This window comes from Massilia suwonensis (genome assembly GCF_042655665.1).
In the GTDB taxonomy this organism is placed as follows: domain Bacteria; phylum Pseudomonadota; class Gammaproteobacteria; order Burkholderiales; family Burkholderiaceae_D; genus Telluria; species Telluria suwonensis.
Genome location: NZ_JBHSMR010000008.1, coordinates 89,845 through 103,587, shown reverse-complemented (window position 1 = coordinate 103,587; position 13,743 = coordinate 89,845). Strand labels below are relative to the sequence as shown.

The 13,743-nt window shown below is 64.1% G+C and carries 8 protein-coding genes and 2 tRNA genes; 5 read left to right on the top strand and 5 right to left on the bottom strand.

The genetic code is table 11. From position 1 onward, the window contains the following. Positions 1-11: 11 nt before the first annotated feature. The 3 genes from ACFPQ5_RS03955 to ACFPQ5_RS03945 all read right to left on the bottom strand — a co-directional run bounded on the left by ACFPQ5_RS03955 (position 12) and on the right by ACFPQ5_RS03945 (position 3,064). A complete protein-coding gene (locus ACFPQ5_RS03955; RefSeq protein ID WP_379751968.1) occupies positions 12-2,711 on the bottom strand; it encodes a PAS domain-containing hybrid sensor histidine kinase/response regulator in 2,700 nt (899 codons plus the stop codon). A gap of 163 nt (positions 2,712-2,874) precedes the next feature. Next, a tRNA-Asp gene (locus tag ACFPQ5_RS03950) sits at positions 2,875-2,951 on the bottom strand. 37 nt (positions 2,952-2,988) lie between these two features. After that, a tRNA-Val gene (locus ACFPQ5_RS03945) sits at positions 2,989-3,064 on the bottom strand. A 184-nt stretch (positions 3,065-3,248) separates the two neighbouring features. On the opposite strand from ACFPQ5_RS03945, the gene ACFPQ5_RS03940 reads away from it, so the two are divergent. The 5 genes from ACFPQ5_RS03940 (at position 3,249) to ACFPQ5_RS03920 (ending at position 11,355) form a co-directional block, all read left to right on the top strand. Then, the gene (locus ACFPQ5_RS03940; RefSeq protein WP_379751967.1) at positions 3,249-4,517 is read left to right on the top strand and encodes a glycerate kinase type-2 family protein; all 1,269 of its coding nucleotides are present in this window, start codon (positions 3,249-3,251) and stop codon (positions 4,515-4,517) included. Between the two features lie 195 nt (positions 4,518-4,712). Further along, positions 4,713-6,938 (top strand): TonB-dependent receptor, encoded by a 2,226-nt coding sequence (locus tag ACFPQ5_RS03935; RefSeq protein ID WP_379751966.1) that lies wholly within the window; start codon positions 4,713-4,715, stop codon positions 6,936-6,938. Positions 6,939-7,327: 389 nt separating this feature from the next. Continuing rightward, on the top strand, positions 7,328-9,145 hold the full coding sequence (locus tag ACFPQ5_RS03930; protein WP_379751965.1) for a S8 family serine peptidase: 1,818 nt from the start codon (positions 7,328-7,330) through the stop codon (positions 9,143-9,145). A gap of 150 nt (positions 9,146-9,295) precedes the next feature. After that, positions 9,296-10,372 (top strand): DNA polymerase IV, encoded by a 1,077-nt coding sequence (gene dinB, locus ACFPQ5_RS03925; RefSeq protein WP_379751964.1) that lies wholly within the window; start codon positions 9,296-9,298, stop codon positions 10,370-10,372. A gap of 86 nt (positions 10,373-10,458) precedes the next feature. Continuing rightward, a complete protein-coding gene (locus ACFPQ5_RS03920; RefSeq protein WP_379751963.1) occupies positions 10,459-11,355 on the top strand; it encodes a recombination-associated protein RdgC in 897 nt (298 codons plus the stop codon). Positions 11,356-11,508: 153 nt separating this feature from the next. Here the strand turns inward: ACFPQ5_RS03920 and ACFPQ5_RS03915 are convergent, their stop codons facing one another. Together ACFPQ5_RS03915 and ACFPQ5_RS03910 are read right to left on the bottom strand one after the other, a co-directional pair. After that, on the bottom strand, positions 11,509-13,110 hold the full coding sequence (locus tag ACFPQ5_RS03915) for a catalase (RefSeq protein ID WP_379751962.1): 1,602 nt from the start codon (positions 13,108-13,110) through the stop codon (positions 11,509-11,511). A gap of 112 nt (positions 13,111-13,222) precedes the next feature. Continuing rightward, the gene (locus ACFPQ5_RS03910) at positions 13,223-13,708 is read right to left on the bottom strand and encodes an asparaginase domain-containing protein (protein WP_379751960.1); all 486 of its coding nucleotides are present in this window, start codon (positions 13,706-13,708) and stop codon (positions 13,223-13,225) included. Between the last annotated feature and the right edge of the window lie 35 nt (positions 13,709-13,743).

Here is a 13,743-nt window from a genome sequence, read left to right as displayed (position 1 = left end):
AAGCCCTTGAATCAGGCCAGGCTGGCCAGCAATTCCTGCACTGCCGCCAGCTGCGCCGGCTTCGTCAAATGATGATCGAAGCCCGCCTCGCTCGAGCGCAGGCGGTCGCTTTCCGTGCCCCATCCGGTCAGGGCGACCAGGGTGATCCCTTCCAGTCCCGGCATGCGGCGCATGGCGCTGGCCGTCTCGTAGCCGTTCAGCCCCGGCATGCCGATGTCCAGGAAGGCGACCTGCGGCGCGAATCCGGCGGCCGCTTCCAGGGCCGCGACGCCGTCGTGTGCCACCTGGGTAATGTGGCCGCCGGCTTCCAGGATCATCGACAGGGTGATGGCCGCATCGACATTGTCGTCGACCACCAGGATGCGCAGGCCCGGGCTGCCGGCCGCACCGTGCGCGGCAGGGGCGCCGGATGCGGACATGGCCGCATCCGCGGCCAGCGGCAGGCGGACCTCGAAGCGGCTGCCCTGGCCGGCGCCGCCGCTGGCCGCCGTGACCGTGCCGCCATGCATCTCGACCAGGCGCCGCACCAGCGACAGCCCGATGCCCAGTCCGCCCTGGGCGCGTTCCATGTGGCGCTCGACCTGCTTGAACATGTCGAACACGCTGCTCAAGGCATCGGCCGGGATGCCGACGCCCGTATCGGTCACGGCGATGACGGCCATGCCGGCGTCGGCGCGCAGCGACAGGCCGATGCGTCCGCCGGACGGGGTGTACTTGGCTGCGTTGTTGAGCAAGTTGGCCACGACCTGGGCGATCCGGGTAACGTCGCCGTCGACCACCAGGTCGGCAGCGGGCAGGTCGAGGTCGAGGCGATGGTGCGCGGCGTCGATCAGCGGCGCGCTCGTTTCCACCGCGCTGGCCAGGATCGCTTTCAGGCCCGCGCGCTCGCGCTTGAGTTCGAGCTTGCCGCCGCTGATGCGGGCCACGTCGAGCAGGTCGTCGATCAGGTGCACCATGTGGCCCACTTGCCGCTCCATCATCTCGCGTACCTTGAGCAGGGCGGCCGGGTTGTCGCCCGACAGGCGCATGACGCCCAGGCCGCTGCGGATCGGCGCCAGCGGATTGCGCAGCTCATGGGCCAGCGTGGCCAGGAATTCGGTCTTGCGGCGGTCGGCATTGGACAGGTCGGCCGCCAGCTGGCGCAGTTGCTCTTCGGAGTGCTTGCGCGCCGAGATGTCGGAAAACAGCAGCGCCACCTTGTGGCTGTGTTCGCCGCCGATGCGGGTGGCGTAGACGTCGAACCAGCGTCCCATGGCCGGCGCGCCGTTTTCGAAGCGCACCGCCTCGCCGCTCAGGGCGACCCGGCCATAGGTGTCGAACCAGAAGCGGTCGAGGCCAGGCACCAGGTCACGCGCGGTCTTGCCGGTGGCGTCCACCAGGCCGGTATGCTGCGCGAACATCGCGTTCATCTCGAGGAAGCGGTAATCGGCCGGCTCGCCGTCGGCGTCGAACAGCATGTCGATGATGGCGAAGCCCTGGTCCATCGACTCGAACAGGGTGCGGTAGCGTTCCTCGCTGGCGCGCAGTTTTTCCGCCGCCTGCCGGCTTTCCGTCGTGTCGAGCACGATCGCTACCAGGCCCAGCAATTCCCCGGCCGGACCGCGCAGCGCGTTCACGCTGCTGGTGGCGGGCAGCAGCGTGCCGTCCTTGCGCAGGTAGTGCTTGTCGATCACGAAGCCGCGCCCGCCCGCGGTCAGGCTGTTGACCTTGGCCAGGGTCTCGGGCAGCGAGTCGGGCGCCGTGACCTCGGCCACGCTCATGCCGACCAGCTCGTCTTCCGTGTAACCGAGCATGTCGCAGTACTTCTGGTTGACGAGGGTGATGCGGCCTTGCGCATCTATCTCGACCACGCCGGTAGCGGCCTGGCCGACGATCTTGGCGAAGCGTTCGCGGCTTTCGAACAGCTTCAGTTCGGCCAGCTTGCGCTCGGTCTGGTCGACGCCATGGGCGAGCAAGCCCGTGATCCGGCCATCGGCGTCGCGCAGCGCCATGTAGACCAGGTCGACGAAACGCTGTTCCAGCGCCGCACCGGGATGGCGCTGCAGCATGACCGGCATGTCGGTCCCGAAGAAAGGCTGGCCGGTCCGGTACACCCCGTCGAGCAGTTCGAAGAAGCCCTGGCCGGCGATTTCCGGCAGCGCCTGGCGCACCGGCTGGCCGACCAGGTCGCGGTTGCCGACCAGTTGCAAATAGCGTTCGTTGATCAGCTCGAAGACGTGGTCCGGACCGTTCAGGACGCACATGAAGGCCGGCGCCTGGCGGAAGATGTCGGCCATGCGCGCGTTGGCGGCCTGCAGTTCCTTGAGCAGGCGTTCGCGTTCGAGCTCGGCTTCGTGGGCCGCCGTCACGTCGCGCGAGACGGCCAGCAGGTTCTGCAAGTTCCCGCCTTCGCCGCGCACCGGCGTGACCAGCACTTCCCACCAGCGCGGCGTGCCGAGGGCGGTGGGGCAATATGCCTTGAACTGCCCGGTGCCGCCGGCGCGCGCCAGCGCCAGCGCCGCATCGACCTCGGCCTGGCTTTCCTGCGGCCAGAAGCTCTTCCACAGCGCACCGGCAAAGCGCTGGAAGTCGTCGATTTCCATGGCGCAGATGCCGTTCCGGTTCATCGCCAGGATATGGCCGTCGTTGCTGAGCAGTTTCAGGCAGTCGGGGCTGCTTTCGAACAGTTGCAGGCCGAGGGCGTTGGTGTCGATGAGGGAAGCTTGCTGCATGAGGCGAGGGTCCAGTGTTCGTTTGCCGGAAGGGCAGAAAGATGCTGCGAAGGCTTACCTATAGCATGAGCTGCAATAGGCTGCTGTTCGTTCGGTAACGTCGGGGAACAATGGACGCGAAAAAAGAAAAAGGTCCGACGAATCGGACCTTTTTCTCTGATGCTGGCGGAGCGGACGGGGCTCGAACCCGCGACCCCCGGCGTGACAGGCCGGTATTCTAACCAACTGAACTACCGCTCCGTTTTTACTGATCGGTTCTTCGTGTTGAACAGAGATCTGGTGGGCGCTGAGAGGCTCGAACTCCCGACCTAATCCTTGTAAGGGATCCGCTCTACCAACTGAGCTAAGCGCCCCGCTCACTGCTTTCTGTTCGTCTGACGTTTGTCATCACGTCTGAAGAGGCCCGAATCATAGCGTATGGCTTCGCGATTGCGCAAGAGCTTTTCGAAAAAACTTGAAAACGGCTTTTCGATACCTCTTCGGCCGAGCGCATGTTTTTGTGCCAATATCGTCGGCATACCAAAAAAAGGAGCCTCCATGCACGCCGCCGATTCGCGCCCATTCCTGTTGCACCTGTTCGACGCCGCACTTGGCGCCGTCGATGCCGGCACCCTGCTGGCGCAGCACCTGCCGCCACCGCCGCGCGGACGCACGGTCGTGATCGGCGCCGGCAAGGCGGCCGCGCGCATGGCCGAAGGGGTGGAGCGGCACTGGCAGGGCGCCTTGTCCGGCCTGGTCGTCACGCGCTATGCGCACGGCGCGCCGACCAGGCTCATCGAGGTGGTCGAGGCCGGCCACCCGGTGCCGGACGCGGCCGGCGTGGAAGCGGCCGAACGCATATTGAGACTGGTCGAGGGACTCACCGAAGACGATCTCGTGCTGTGCCTGATGTCGGGCGGCGGTTCGGCTTTATTGTCGCTGCCGGCGCCCGGCATCACGGCCCAGGAAAAGCGAGACATTAACCGCGCCCTGCTGCGCAGCGGCGCGCCGATCGGCGAGATGAATTGCGTGCGCCGCCACCTGTCGAGCATCAAGGGCGGACGGCTGGCGCTGGCGTGTTACCCGGCGCGCGTGGTCACGCTGGTAGTGTCGGACGTGCCGGGCGACGATCCGGCCGTGGTCGCATCCGGCCCGACCGTGCCCGACGGCAGCACGGCGCTCGACGCGCTGGCCATCCTCGAGCGCTATGCGATTCCCGTGTCCGACGCGGTGCGCGACTTGCTGCGCGATCCGGGGCGGGCCGCGCCGAAGCCCGACGATCCGCGCCTGGCGCGCAACGAGACGATCGTGATCGCCACCGCCCAGGGCGCGCTCGAGGCGGCGGCGCAGGCGGCGCGCGCGGCCGGGATCACGCCCTTGATCCTGTCGAACAGCATCGAAGGAGAAGCGCGCGACGTCGCCAGCGTGCACGCGGCGATCGCGCGCCAGGTGCTGGAACACGGCCAGCCCTGCGCCGCACCCTGCGTCATCCTGTCCGGCGGCGAGACTTCGGTCACCGTGCGCGGCCAGGGCAGGGGAGGACGCAATGCCGAATTCCTGCTGGCCCTTGCGCTGGCTCTGAATGGACAGGCCGGCGTGCACGCGCTCGCCAGCGATACCGACGGCATCGACGGCACCGAGGACAATGCCGGCGCCGTGCTCGCTCCCGATACCCTGGCGCGCGCCGCGGCCCAGGGCCTGGACGCCCGCGCCATGCTCGGCAATAACGACGGGTACAGCCTGTTCGCGGCGCTCGGCGACCTGGTCGTCACCGGTCCGACCCGCACCAACGTCAATGATTTTCGGGCGCTATTGATTACGCCTTGAAGTGTTGTTATTCGGTCTGTGCATATCCTCATGCGCTTGCCTTGCCAGCCTGCTATCGCCAACAATAGCGCCTTAAAACAACGGCAAGCTTAAGACATCGACAAGGTGCGCTGCCGTGGCGGGCAAACCGCTGGCCGCCTGGCGGCGCATGGAGGAAGTAGTGCATCAGGTTTTTTTCTCACTTCAAGGAACAACATGATCAAGATGTCCAAGATGCACAAGCGCGTCGTACTGGCGCTGAGCGCAGCGTTGCCGCTGGGTTCGGCCTTCGCCCAGGAAGCGCCTCAGGCTGCGCCCGCCGCCAACACGGGCGAGCTGCAGACCGTGACCGTCACGGCCCAGCGCCGCAGCGAAAACATCCGCGACGTGCCGGTGGCCGTGACTGCCCTGCGCGGCGAGAAGCTCGACGTGCTGGTTTCCGGTGGCGAGGACATCCGCCTGTTGGCCGGCAAGATGCCGAGCCTGAACGTGGAATCGTCGAACGGCCGTACCTTCCCGCGCTTCTACATCCGCGGCTACGGCAATACCGACTTCAACACGTTTGCTTCGCAGCCGGTCTCCCTGATCTATGACGACGTAGTGCAGGAAAACCCGATCCTGAAAGGCTTCCCGATCTTCGACCTGCAAAACGTCGAAGTGCTGCGCGGCCCGCAAGGCACCCTGTTCGGCCGCAACACCCCGGCCGGCGTCGTGAAGTTCGAATCCGAGAAGCCGAACCTGAAACGCGTCGAGGGCTACTACAACGCCTCGGTCGCGACCCACAACACGATCAACGTCGACGGCGCCGTCAACGTGCCGCTGTCGGACGAGTGGGCGATGCGCTTCTCGACCCTGCGTCAGCACCGCGACGACTACGTCGACAACTACGCCGATCTCGCGCAGACCCAGCTGCGCAACCAGCTCGACGGCTACAACGAACACGCCGAACGCATCCAGCTGCTGTACAAGCCGGCCAGCGGCCCGTTCAGCGCCCTGTTCAACGTGCACCAGCGCACCACCAGCGGCAGCGCCCGCCTGTTCCGCGCGAACCTGATCAAGAAGGGCACGAACGACATCGCCGACGGCCTTGACCTCGATCGCATCGTCACCAACGCCCAGAACTACCAGGACCTGAAAACCCGCGGCGGCAGCGTGCGCCTGTCCTGGGACCTGGGCGACTATAAACTGTATTCGGTCACCGGCTACGAGCAGATCGCCGACTACAACAGCCGCGGCGACATCGACGGCGGCATCCCGGCCGGCCCTGGCTTCATTCCCTTCCAGGTCGAGACTGCCAGCAAGATCGAAGACCTGAAGCAGTACAGCCAGGAAGTGCGCATCGAGTCCGAATACAACGCGCCGCTGAACTGGCAGGCCGGCGTGTACTGGTTCGACGAATCGGCCACCGGCGGCAGCGACAATTTCAACAGCACCAGCGGCGCCCGTACCTCGCGCCTGTTCAGCCGCCAGGACAACACGGCCTGGGCGCTGTTCGGTTCGGCTACCTATAAAGTCTCGAGCGTGTTCGACGTGCGCGGCGGCGTGCGCTACACGAAAGATAAAAAGGACTTCGCGACCGTCGTCAACGAGAACGTCGTGCAGATCGGCGACACCGCGGTCAGCACCAGCAAGGCGAAAGTCAGCTGGGACTTGTCCGGTACCTATAAACTGACCCCGGACGTGAACGTGTACGGCCGCATCGCGACCGGCTTCCGCGCGCCGAGTATCGCGGCGGCGTCGGCCTCGGTGCCGATCACGGTGGCCGATGCCGAGACCATCACCTCGGTCGAAGCCGGCGTGAAAGCCGACCTGTTCGACCGCCGCGGCCGCGTCGCCTTCTCGGTCTACGACTACACGGTCAAGGACCAGCAGCTGACGGTGGTGGGCGGTAATTCGAACGTCAACCGCCTGATCAACGCCGATAAAACCAAGGGCCGCGGCGTCGAGCTCGACATCGAAGCGGCGGTCAGCCCCTCGCTGCGCCTGACCGGCAGCACCAGCTACAACTTCACGGAAATTCGCGATCCTAGCCTGTCGGTGAACCGCTGCGGTTCCTGCACCATTACCGACCCGATCAACGCCGCCAACCGCGTCGTCATCGACGGCAACATGCTGCCGCAGGCGCCGCGCTGGATCGTCAACGCTACCGCGCGCTGGAGCATGCCGGTCGCCGATGGCGAAGTGTTCGTGTTCACCGACTGGTCGTACCGCAGCAAGATCAATTTCTTCCTGTACGAAGCGGCCGAGTTCATGGGCAAGCCGCTGACCGAAGGCGGCCTGCGCCTGGGCTACACCTGGGCCAATGGCAAGTATGAAGCAGCCGTGTTCGGCCGCAACATTCTCGACGAGCGCCGCATCACGGGCGCCATCGACTTCAACAACCTGACCGGTTTCACCAACGAGCCGCGTACCTGGGGCGTGCAATTCAAGGGTAACTTTTAATTACATGAAGCTGACAACGCACAGGTAAACGTTAAATCGGCCTGTGCAATGTTAAAAAGCCGCGCATTGCGCGGCTTTTTTTATGCCTGAGTCATAGAGAGATGTCTTGCCCTTTTTGCAAAGTAATGCTTGTTGTGGCGATGATAAGGAAATCGGGCCGTATGTTATTTGGCGTACATACAAAAGCTGCAAATAAACGATGTTTTTGTTAAATCAGCCGTTCAAAGTGTTGCGAATTGGCCTCACTCGATTCGAAATTCCCGACATGCATCTTTACTCCGCAGTACATTTCTTGAGCCGCCAGTTCGAGGGCACATCGGTTACTCGCCGATGACCATAAACCAAGGCAATCACGCCTTGACGGAAAACTACACATCGAAGGACTCAACATGAAGTCGACGCAATCGCTTTGCCCGAGTTTGCTGAAAGTCGCTGTAGCTGTCTCCATTGCCACCGGTTCGCTGGGCTCCGCCTCCGCAATCGCCGCCGGCGCCGCTCCTGAAGCCCAGGGTGCGGGTTCCTCGCACACCATCCTCGATACCGACCGCCTGATCGTCAAGTACAAGGACGCCAATGTCGCCGGTGCCCGCGTGGCGACCGCCATGACCACTGCGCGCCAGGCGATCGCCGAGCGTGCCGGCCAGCAGATCGGCGTGCGCCTGCAGGCGCTGCGCGCCACCGCCACCGGCGCCCACGTCTTCAAGATCGACCGCAAGGTCTCGGTCAAGGAAGCCGCCGCGCTGGCCAAGGACATGATGGAACGCGACGCGACGATCGAGTACGCCGAGCCTGACCTGATCATGCGCAAGATGGCGACGCCGACCGATCCGATGTACACCCAGCAGTGGCACTACTACGAGACCACCGGCGGCCTGCGCCTGCCGGCAGCCTGGGACAGCTCGACCGGCACCGGCGTCAAGGTGGCGGTCATCGACACGGGTATCCGTCCGCACGCCGATCTCTCCGGCCAGTACGTAGGCGGCTACGACTTCATTTCCGACGCAGCGATCGGCAACGACGGCAACGGCCGCGACGCCGACCCATCCGATCCGGGCGACTGGACCGCCGCCAACGAGTGCGCCGCCGGCGAACCGGCATCGAGCTCGAGCTGGCACGGCACCCACGTGGCCGGCACCATCGCCGCCAAGACGAATAACGGCGTCGGCGTGTCCGGCGTGGCCTACAACGCCCGCGTCGTGCCGGTGCGCGTGCTCGGCAAGTGCGGCGGCTACACCTCCGACATCGCCGACGCGATCATCTGGGCTTCGGGCGGCACCGTCAGCGGCGTGCCGGCGAATGCCAACGTTGCCAAGGTCATCAACATGTCGCTGGGCGGCGGCGGTGCTTGCGGCACCACCACCCAGAACGCGATCAACAGCGCCCGTTCGCGCGGCACCGTGGTCATCGTCGCAGCTGGTAACGAGAACATGAACGCCAGCAACTCGAATCCGGCCAATTGCGCCGGCGTCGTGACTGTCGCTGCGACCAACCGCAACGGCGCCCGTGCTCCGTACTCGAACTACGGCACCGTGGTCGACGTCGCGGCACCGGGCGGCGATGCCAACGGCTACATCCTGTCGACGCTGAACGCCGGCACCAGCTCGCCTGGCGCGGACAACTACGCCGGCTACCAGGGCACCTCGATGGCGACCCCGCACGTCGCCGGCGTGGCTGCGCTGATGCTCGCGAAGAACAGCGCGCTGACGCCTGACGACATCGAAGCCAAGCTGAAGTCGACCGCACGTGCCTTCCCGGGCACCTGCTCGCAGTGCGGCACCGGTATCGTCGATGCGGCAGCAGCCGTCGCCGCCGCCAGCGGCGTGACGCCGCCGCCAACGACGACGATGTCGGAAACCGAGTCGAACAACACGATCGCAACCGCGAACACGATCAGCACCTCGGGCACCACCGTCAACGGCACCATGAGCGCCTCGACCGACTCGGACTACTTCCGCGTCCAGCTGCCGGCAGGTAAGACGCTGACGGCGACGATGACCCCGGGCCTGTCGACCGCCGACTACGACCTGTACATCTACAACAGTGCAGGCACGCAGCTGACCTACAGCGAGAACGGCGCCGGCGCAGCCGACACCGGCTCGGTGGTGAATAACGGCACCACCACCGCATCGGTCTATGTGCGCGTCAAGTACTACAGCGGCGGCACCGGTTCGACCAACGGCAAGTACACGCTGAAGGCGACCTGGTAATTTCACTCGCTGAGTAGTTAGCACCGAAGACGCGCGGCTTGCCGCGCGTCTTTTTTTGCCTGGAGCGCCGCCGCCTGCGCCTCTTGCACGGAATCCCAATTGACGAGATACTGTACAGAATTACAGTAGTCGGCTCCGGCCGCCGCCAGAGTGAACGCCCCCGCACGTAAAATCATCCATTGCGATTGCGACTGCTTTTATGCCTCGGTCGAGATGCGCGACGATCCGTCCCTGCGCGGGCGGCCGCTCGCCGTCGGCGGCCGTCCGGACCAGCGCGGGGTGGTGGCGACCTGTAACTACGAGGCGCGCCGCTATGGCATCCACTCGGCCATGGCCACTGCGCAAGCCATGAAACTCTGTCCGGAGCTGCTGGTCATCCCGCCGGCGATGGAAAAATACCGGATTGCCTCGCGCCAGATCATGGAGATCTACAGCGACTACACGGACCTCGTCGAACCGCTGTCGCTCGACGAAGCCTACCTCGACGTTTCCAATTCTCCGCACTGCAAGGGCAGCGCCACCCTGATCGCCCAGGAAATCCGCCAGCGCATCTTCGAGACCGTCGGCATCACAGCTTCGGCCGGCGTGGCGCCAAACAAATTCGTGGCGAAAATCGCCAGCGACTGGAACAAGCCGGATGGCCTGTTCCTGGTGCGCCCGGAAGAGGTCGACGCCTTCGTGGCGGCGCTGCCCGTGAAAAAGCTGCATGGCGTCGGCAAGGTGACGGCGGCGAAATTGAACAAGCTGGGCGCGCAGACTTGCGCCGACCTGCGCAGCTGGACCTTGCAGGAGCTGCAGCACCACTTCGGCAGTTTCGGCGCGCGGCTGCACAACCTGTGCCGCGGCATCGATTTCCGCGAAGTCAGCCCGGAGCGCGAGCGCAAATCGGTCAGCACCGAGGAAACCTATACCAATGATGTGCCGGACCTGCCGGCCTGCCTGGAACTGCTGCCCGATTTATATGAACACCTGCTGGGACGCATCAAACGTGCCGGTGCGGAAAAATTCATCAACAAGCTGTTTGTAAAAATCAAATTCGCGGACTTCCAGCAGACCACCGTCGAGTGCGTCGCCTATGCGCCACACCTGCCCACCTTCGCCCGCCTGATGGAAACCGGCTGGCTGCGCGCCAGCCGCCCCGTACGCCTGCTGGGCGTGGGCGTGCGCCTGGGCGACACCGAACATGTCGAACAGCTGAGCCTGTTTGACGAACACGCAACACATTAAAACGTTGTTGTTGCCGCGTGAAAATGTGGCGACTCCAGCGTGTAGAATGTCGTTCCCCTGAAATACTGAGACAACAGAAAGCAACTATGTGGTTCAAGAATCTTCAGATTTACCGCCTGCCCGCACCCTGGGCCTTTACGCCTGAACAGATGGAACAGGCGCTGGCGTCGCAAGCCTTCACGCCGGCGAACAGCAACGAACTGCTGCGCCAGGGCTGGGATGCGCCGCGTCCGAACGGCGGCCTGGTCCACGTCGTCAACAAGCAGATGCTGATGATGCTGGGCACCGAAAAGAAGCTGCTGCCGAGCTCGGTCATCAACCAGGTCGCCAAGGCCAAGGCCGCCGAACTGGAAGAACAGCAGGGCTTCCCGCCAGGTAAGAAGGCGATGAAGGAACTGAAGGAACGCGTGGCCGACGAACTGCTGCCGCGCGCGTTCACGATCCGCAGCAATACCTGGACCTGGATCGACCCGGTCAACGGCTGGTTGGTCGTCGATGCCGCCAGCCCGGCCAAGGCCGACGACGTCGTGAAACTGCTGCTCAAAGCCGTGGACCGCATGCCGCTCGAATCGCTGCGCGTGCAGAAATCTCCAGTCGCCGTCATGACCGGCTGGCTGGAAGCCGACGAGGCGCCGTACAACTTCACGATCGACCAGGACACGGAACTGCGCGCCACCGGCGAAAGCCGCGCCGCCGTGCGTTACGTCAAACACTCGCTCGATCCGGACGACATCCGCCGCCACATCGCGGCAGGCAAACAGTGCACGCGCCTGGCGATGACCTGGAACAGCCGCATCAGTTTTGTCCTGACCGAATCGCTGGCGATCAAGGGCGTCAAGCCGCTGGACGTCATCAACGAGGGACAAGCCGTCACGCACAGCGACGACGAGCGTTTCGATAACGACATCATGCTGATGACCGGCGAGCTGGCGAAGATGCTGGCTGATGTGGTCGAAGCGCTGGGCGGCGAAGCGAAGGCGTAACCGCCCACAATGTTGGTAGGGTGGGCGCCCTGTGCCCACCGGAGCATGCGCCGCGTTAACGCATCGTAATGGTGGGCACGGGGCGCCCACCCTACGCCCTACGCTACAGAGTCGGAAAAAACGGACCCGCACGGGTCCGTTTTGCTTTGCGGCTTACTTCGCGCTCGCCACCTCGTCGCTGGTCGCCGGCTCCTCGCTCCTGCCATCGGTATAAGTCGCACCCTGGCGATTCTCGTGCGGCATCGGCTTACCGGGCAGCGGCGGCAGCGCCTTCGCTTTCTCGAGGTCGATGCCGGCCACTTCCGCCACGCGGCGCCCATAATCCTCGTCGCAATGCCACAGGTGCCACACCATGCGCAACTGTACGACTTCGGGGCATTGCTTCAGGTCGCCGCCGACATTGTTCACCAGTTCGTCGCGCTCCCAGTCCTCGAACGTACGGTAGCGGTCGCCTGCCTGCTTGTAGTCGCTGCGCGTATTCGTCGTCTGGTAGCGGCCCAGGTGGCCTTCCACATACTGGTGATAATCGCGCGCCGGCCTCAAGGCTTCCTGCGTGCCGCCCAGCAAGCTCGGCTCGTAGTTGATGTGCTTGTTTTCTCCGCTGTCGTCGACGACATAGGTCATCTGGCCATCGCGCTGGTTGGTGCGGGCGCGTGCCTTTTCTTGCGGCGCATTGATCGGCAGCTGCAGGTAGTTCGGACCGACGCGGTAGCGCTGGGTGTCGGAGTAGGACAGGGTACGGCCCTGCAGCATCTTGTCGTCCGAAAAGTCGATGCCGTCGACCAGCACGCCGGTACCGAAGGCGGATTGCTCCGTTTCGGCGAAGACATTGTCCGGGTTGCGGTCGAGCACCATGCGGCCGACCGGCAGCAGCGGGAACCGGTCTTCCGGCCAGCGCTTGGTGTCGTCCAGCGGATCGAAGTCGAGCTCGGGATGCTCGCCGTCGGCCATGATCTGCACGCAGAATTCCCACTCCGGATAATCGCCGCGTTCGATCGCATCATATAGGTCGCGGGTGGCGTGGCTGGTGTCGTGGGCCTGGATCTCGGCCGCCTGCGCCGCGGTGAGGTTGCGCACGCCCTGCCGCGGCTGCCAGTGGAATTTCACGAGGTGGGCCACGCCCTCGTCGTTCACCAGTTTATAGGTGTTGACGCCCGAGCCTTCCATCTCGCGGTAATTGGCCGGGATGCCCCACGGGCTCTTTACCCAGGTCACCATGTGCAGCGCTTCCGGAGAGTTGGCGACGAAATCGTAGAAGCGCCAGGCTTCCTGCTGGTTCGTTACCGGGTCCGGTTTAAACGCATGGATCATGTCCGGAAATTTAATCGCATCCCGAATGAAGAACACCTTCAGATTGTTGCCGACCAGGTCCCAGTTGCCCTCGACGGTTTTCAGTTTCACCGCAAAGCCGCGCGGATCGCGTGCCGTTTCTGGCGAGTCCTTGCCGCCGATAACGGTCGAGAAACGTACGAAGACGGGCGTCTGCACGCCGGTTTCATTTAATACGCGCGCACGCGTGTATTTGCTGGCCGGCTCGCCGCCGATCGTGCCATAGGCTTCGAAAAAGCCGTGGGCGCCGGTGCCGCGTGCATGGACGACGCGCTCGGGAATGCGCTCGCGGTCGAAATGGGTGATCTTCTCGATGAACTGGTAGTTTTCGAGCGTGGCCGGACCGCGCTCGCCGACGGATCGCAGCGACTGGTTGTCGCGCACGGGGTGGCCCTGGCGCGTGGTCAGGATGGGACGGTCAGACATAAAAACTCTCCTCTCGGTTCTTGGGAGAGAAAAGTATAGGAAGTTCACGGACAGGACAGCGCTCCGCTGCCCTGTAGTAACTTTATTTGATGCTATTGAGTATTTTTGCTGTTTAAAGCGGTTCGAACACGCCTGCAGCGCGGTTCTTGGTCACATTGTTCCACGCAAAAACTTGCCCATTCATGGCCACGTAGACCCCGGGCGCCAGGGTTTGCGCGACGCCGCAGGCGAAGCCGAGGTTGAACAGGGCGTCGGAGTTGGCGATCTCGTAGGGAATCATGGCGCCGGTGAGCACCACCGTCTTGCCGAGATTGGCAGCGCCCAATATGGCGGCGGTTTGCGGCATGGTATCGGTGCCGTGGACGATCACGATCGCCTTTTCGCCGGCCGCCTGGCAGGAGGCGAGCACGCGCTGGCGATCCGCATCCTGCATGTCGAGCGAATCGAGCAGGGGCAGCACTTCCAGCTCGACCGGAATCGTCAGGCGCGCGCGCTTGATTACCTCTGGCATGTGGCTTTCGGAAAAGCCGAGCACGCCGTTCAGTTCGTTGTAGTGTTTGTCGAAAGTGCCGCCGGTGGCGATGAGTCGCAAAGTCATATCGGTTTATACACGCAGTAAAAAAAGGTGGAACA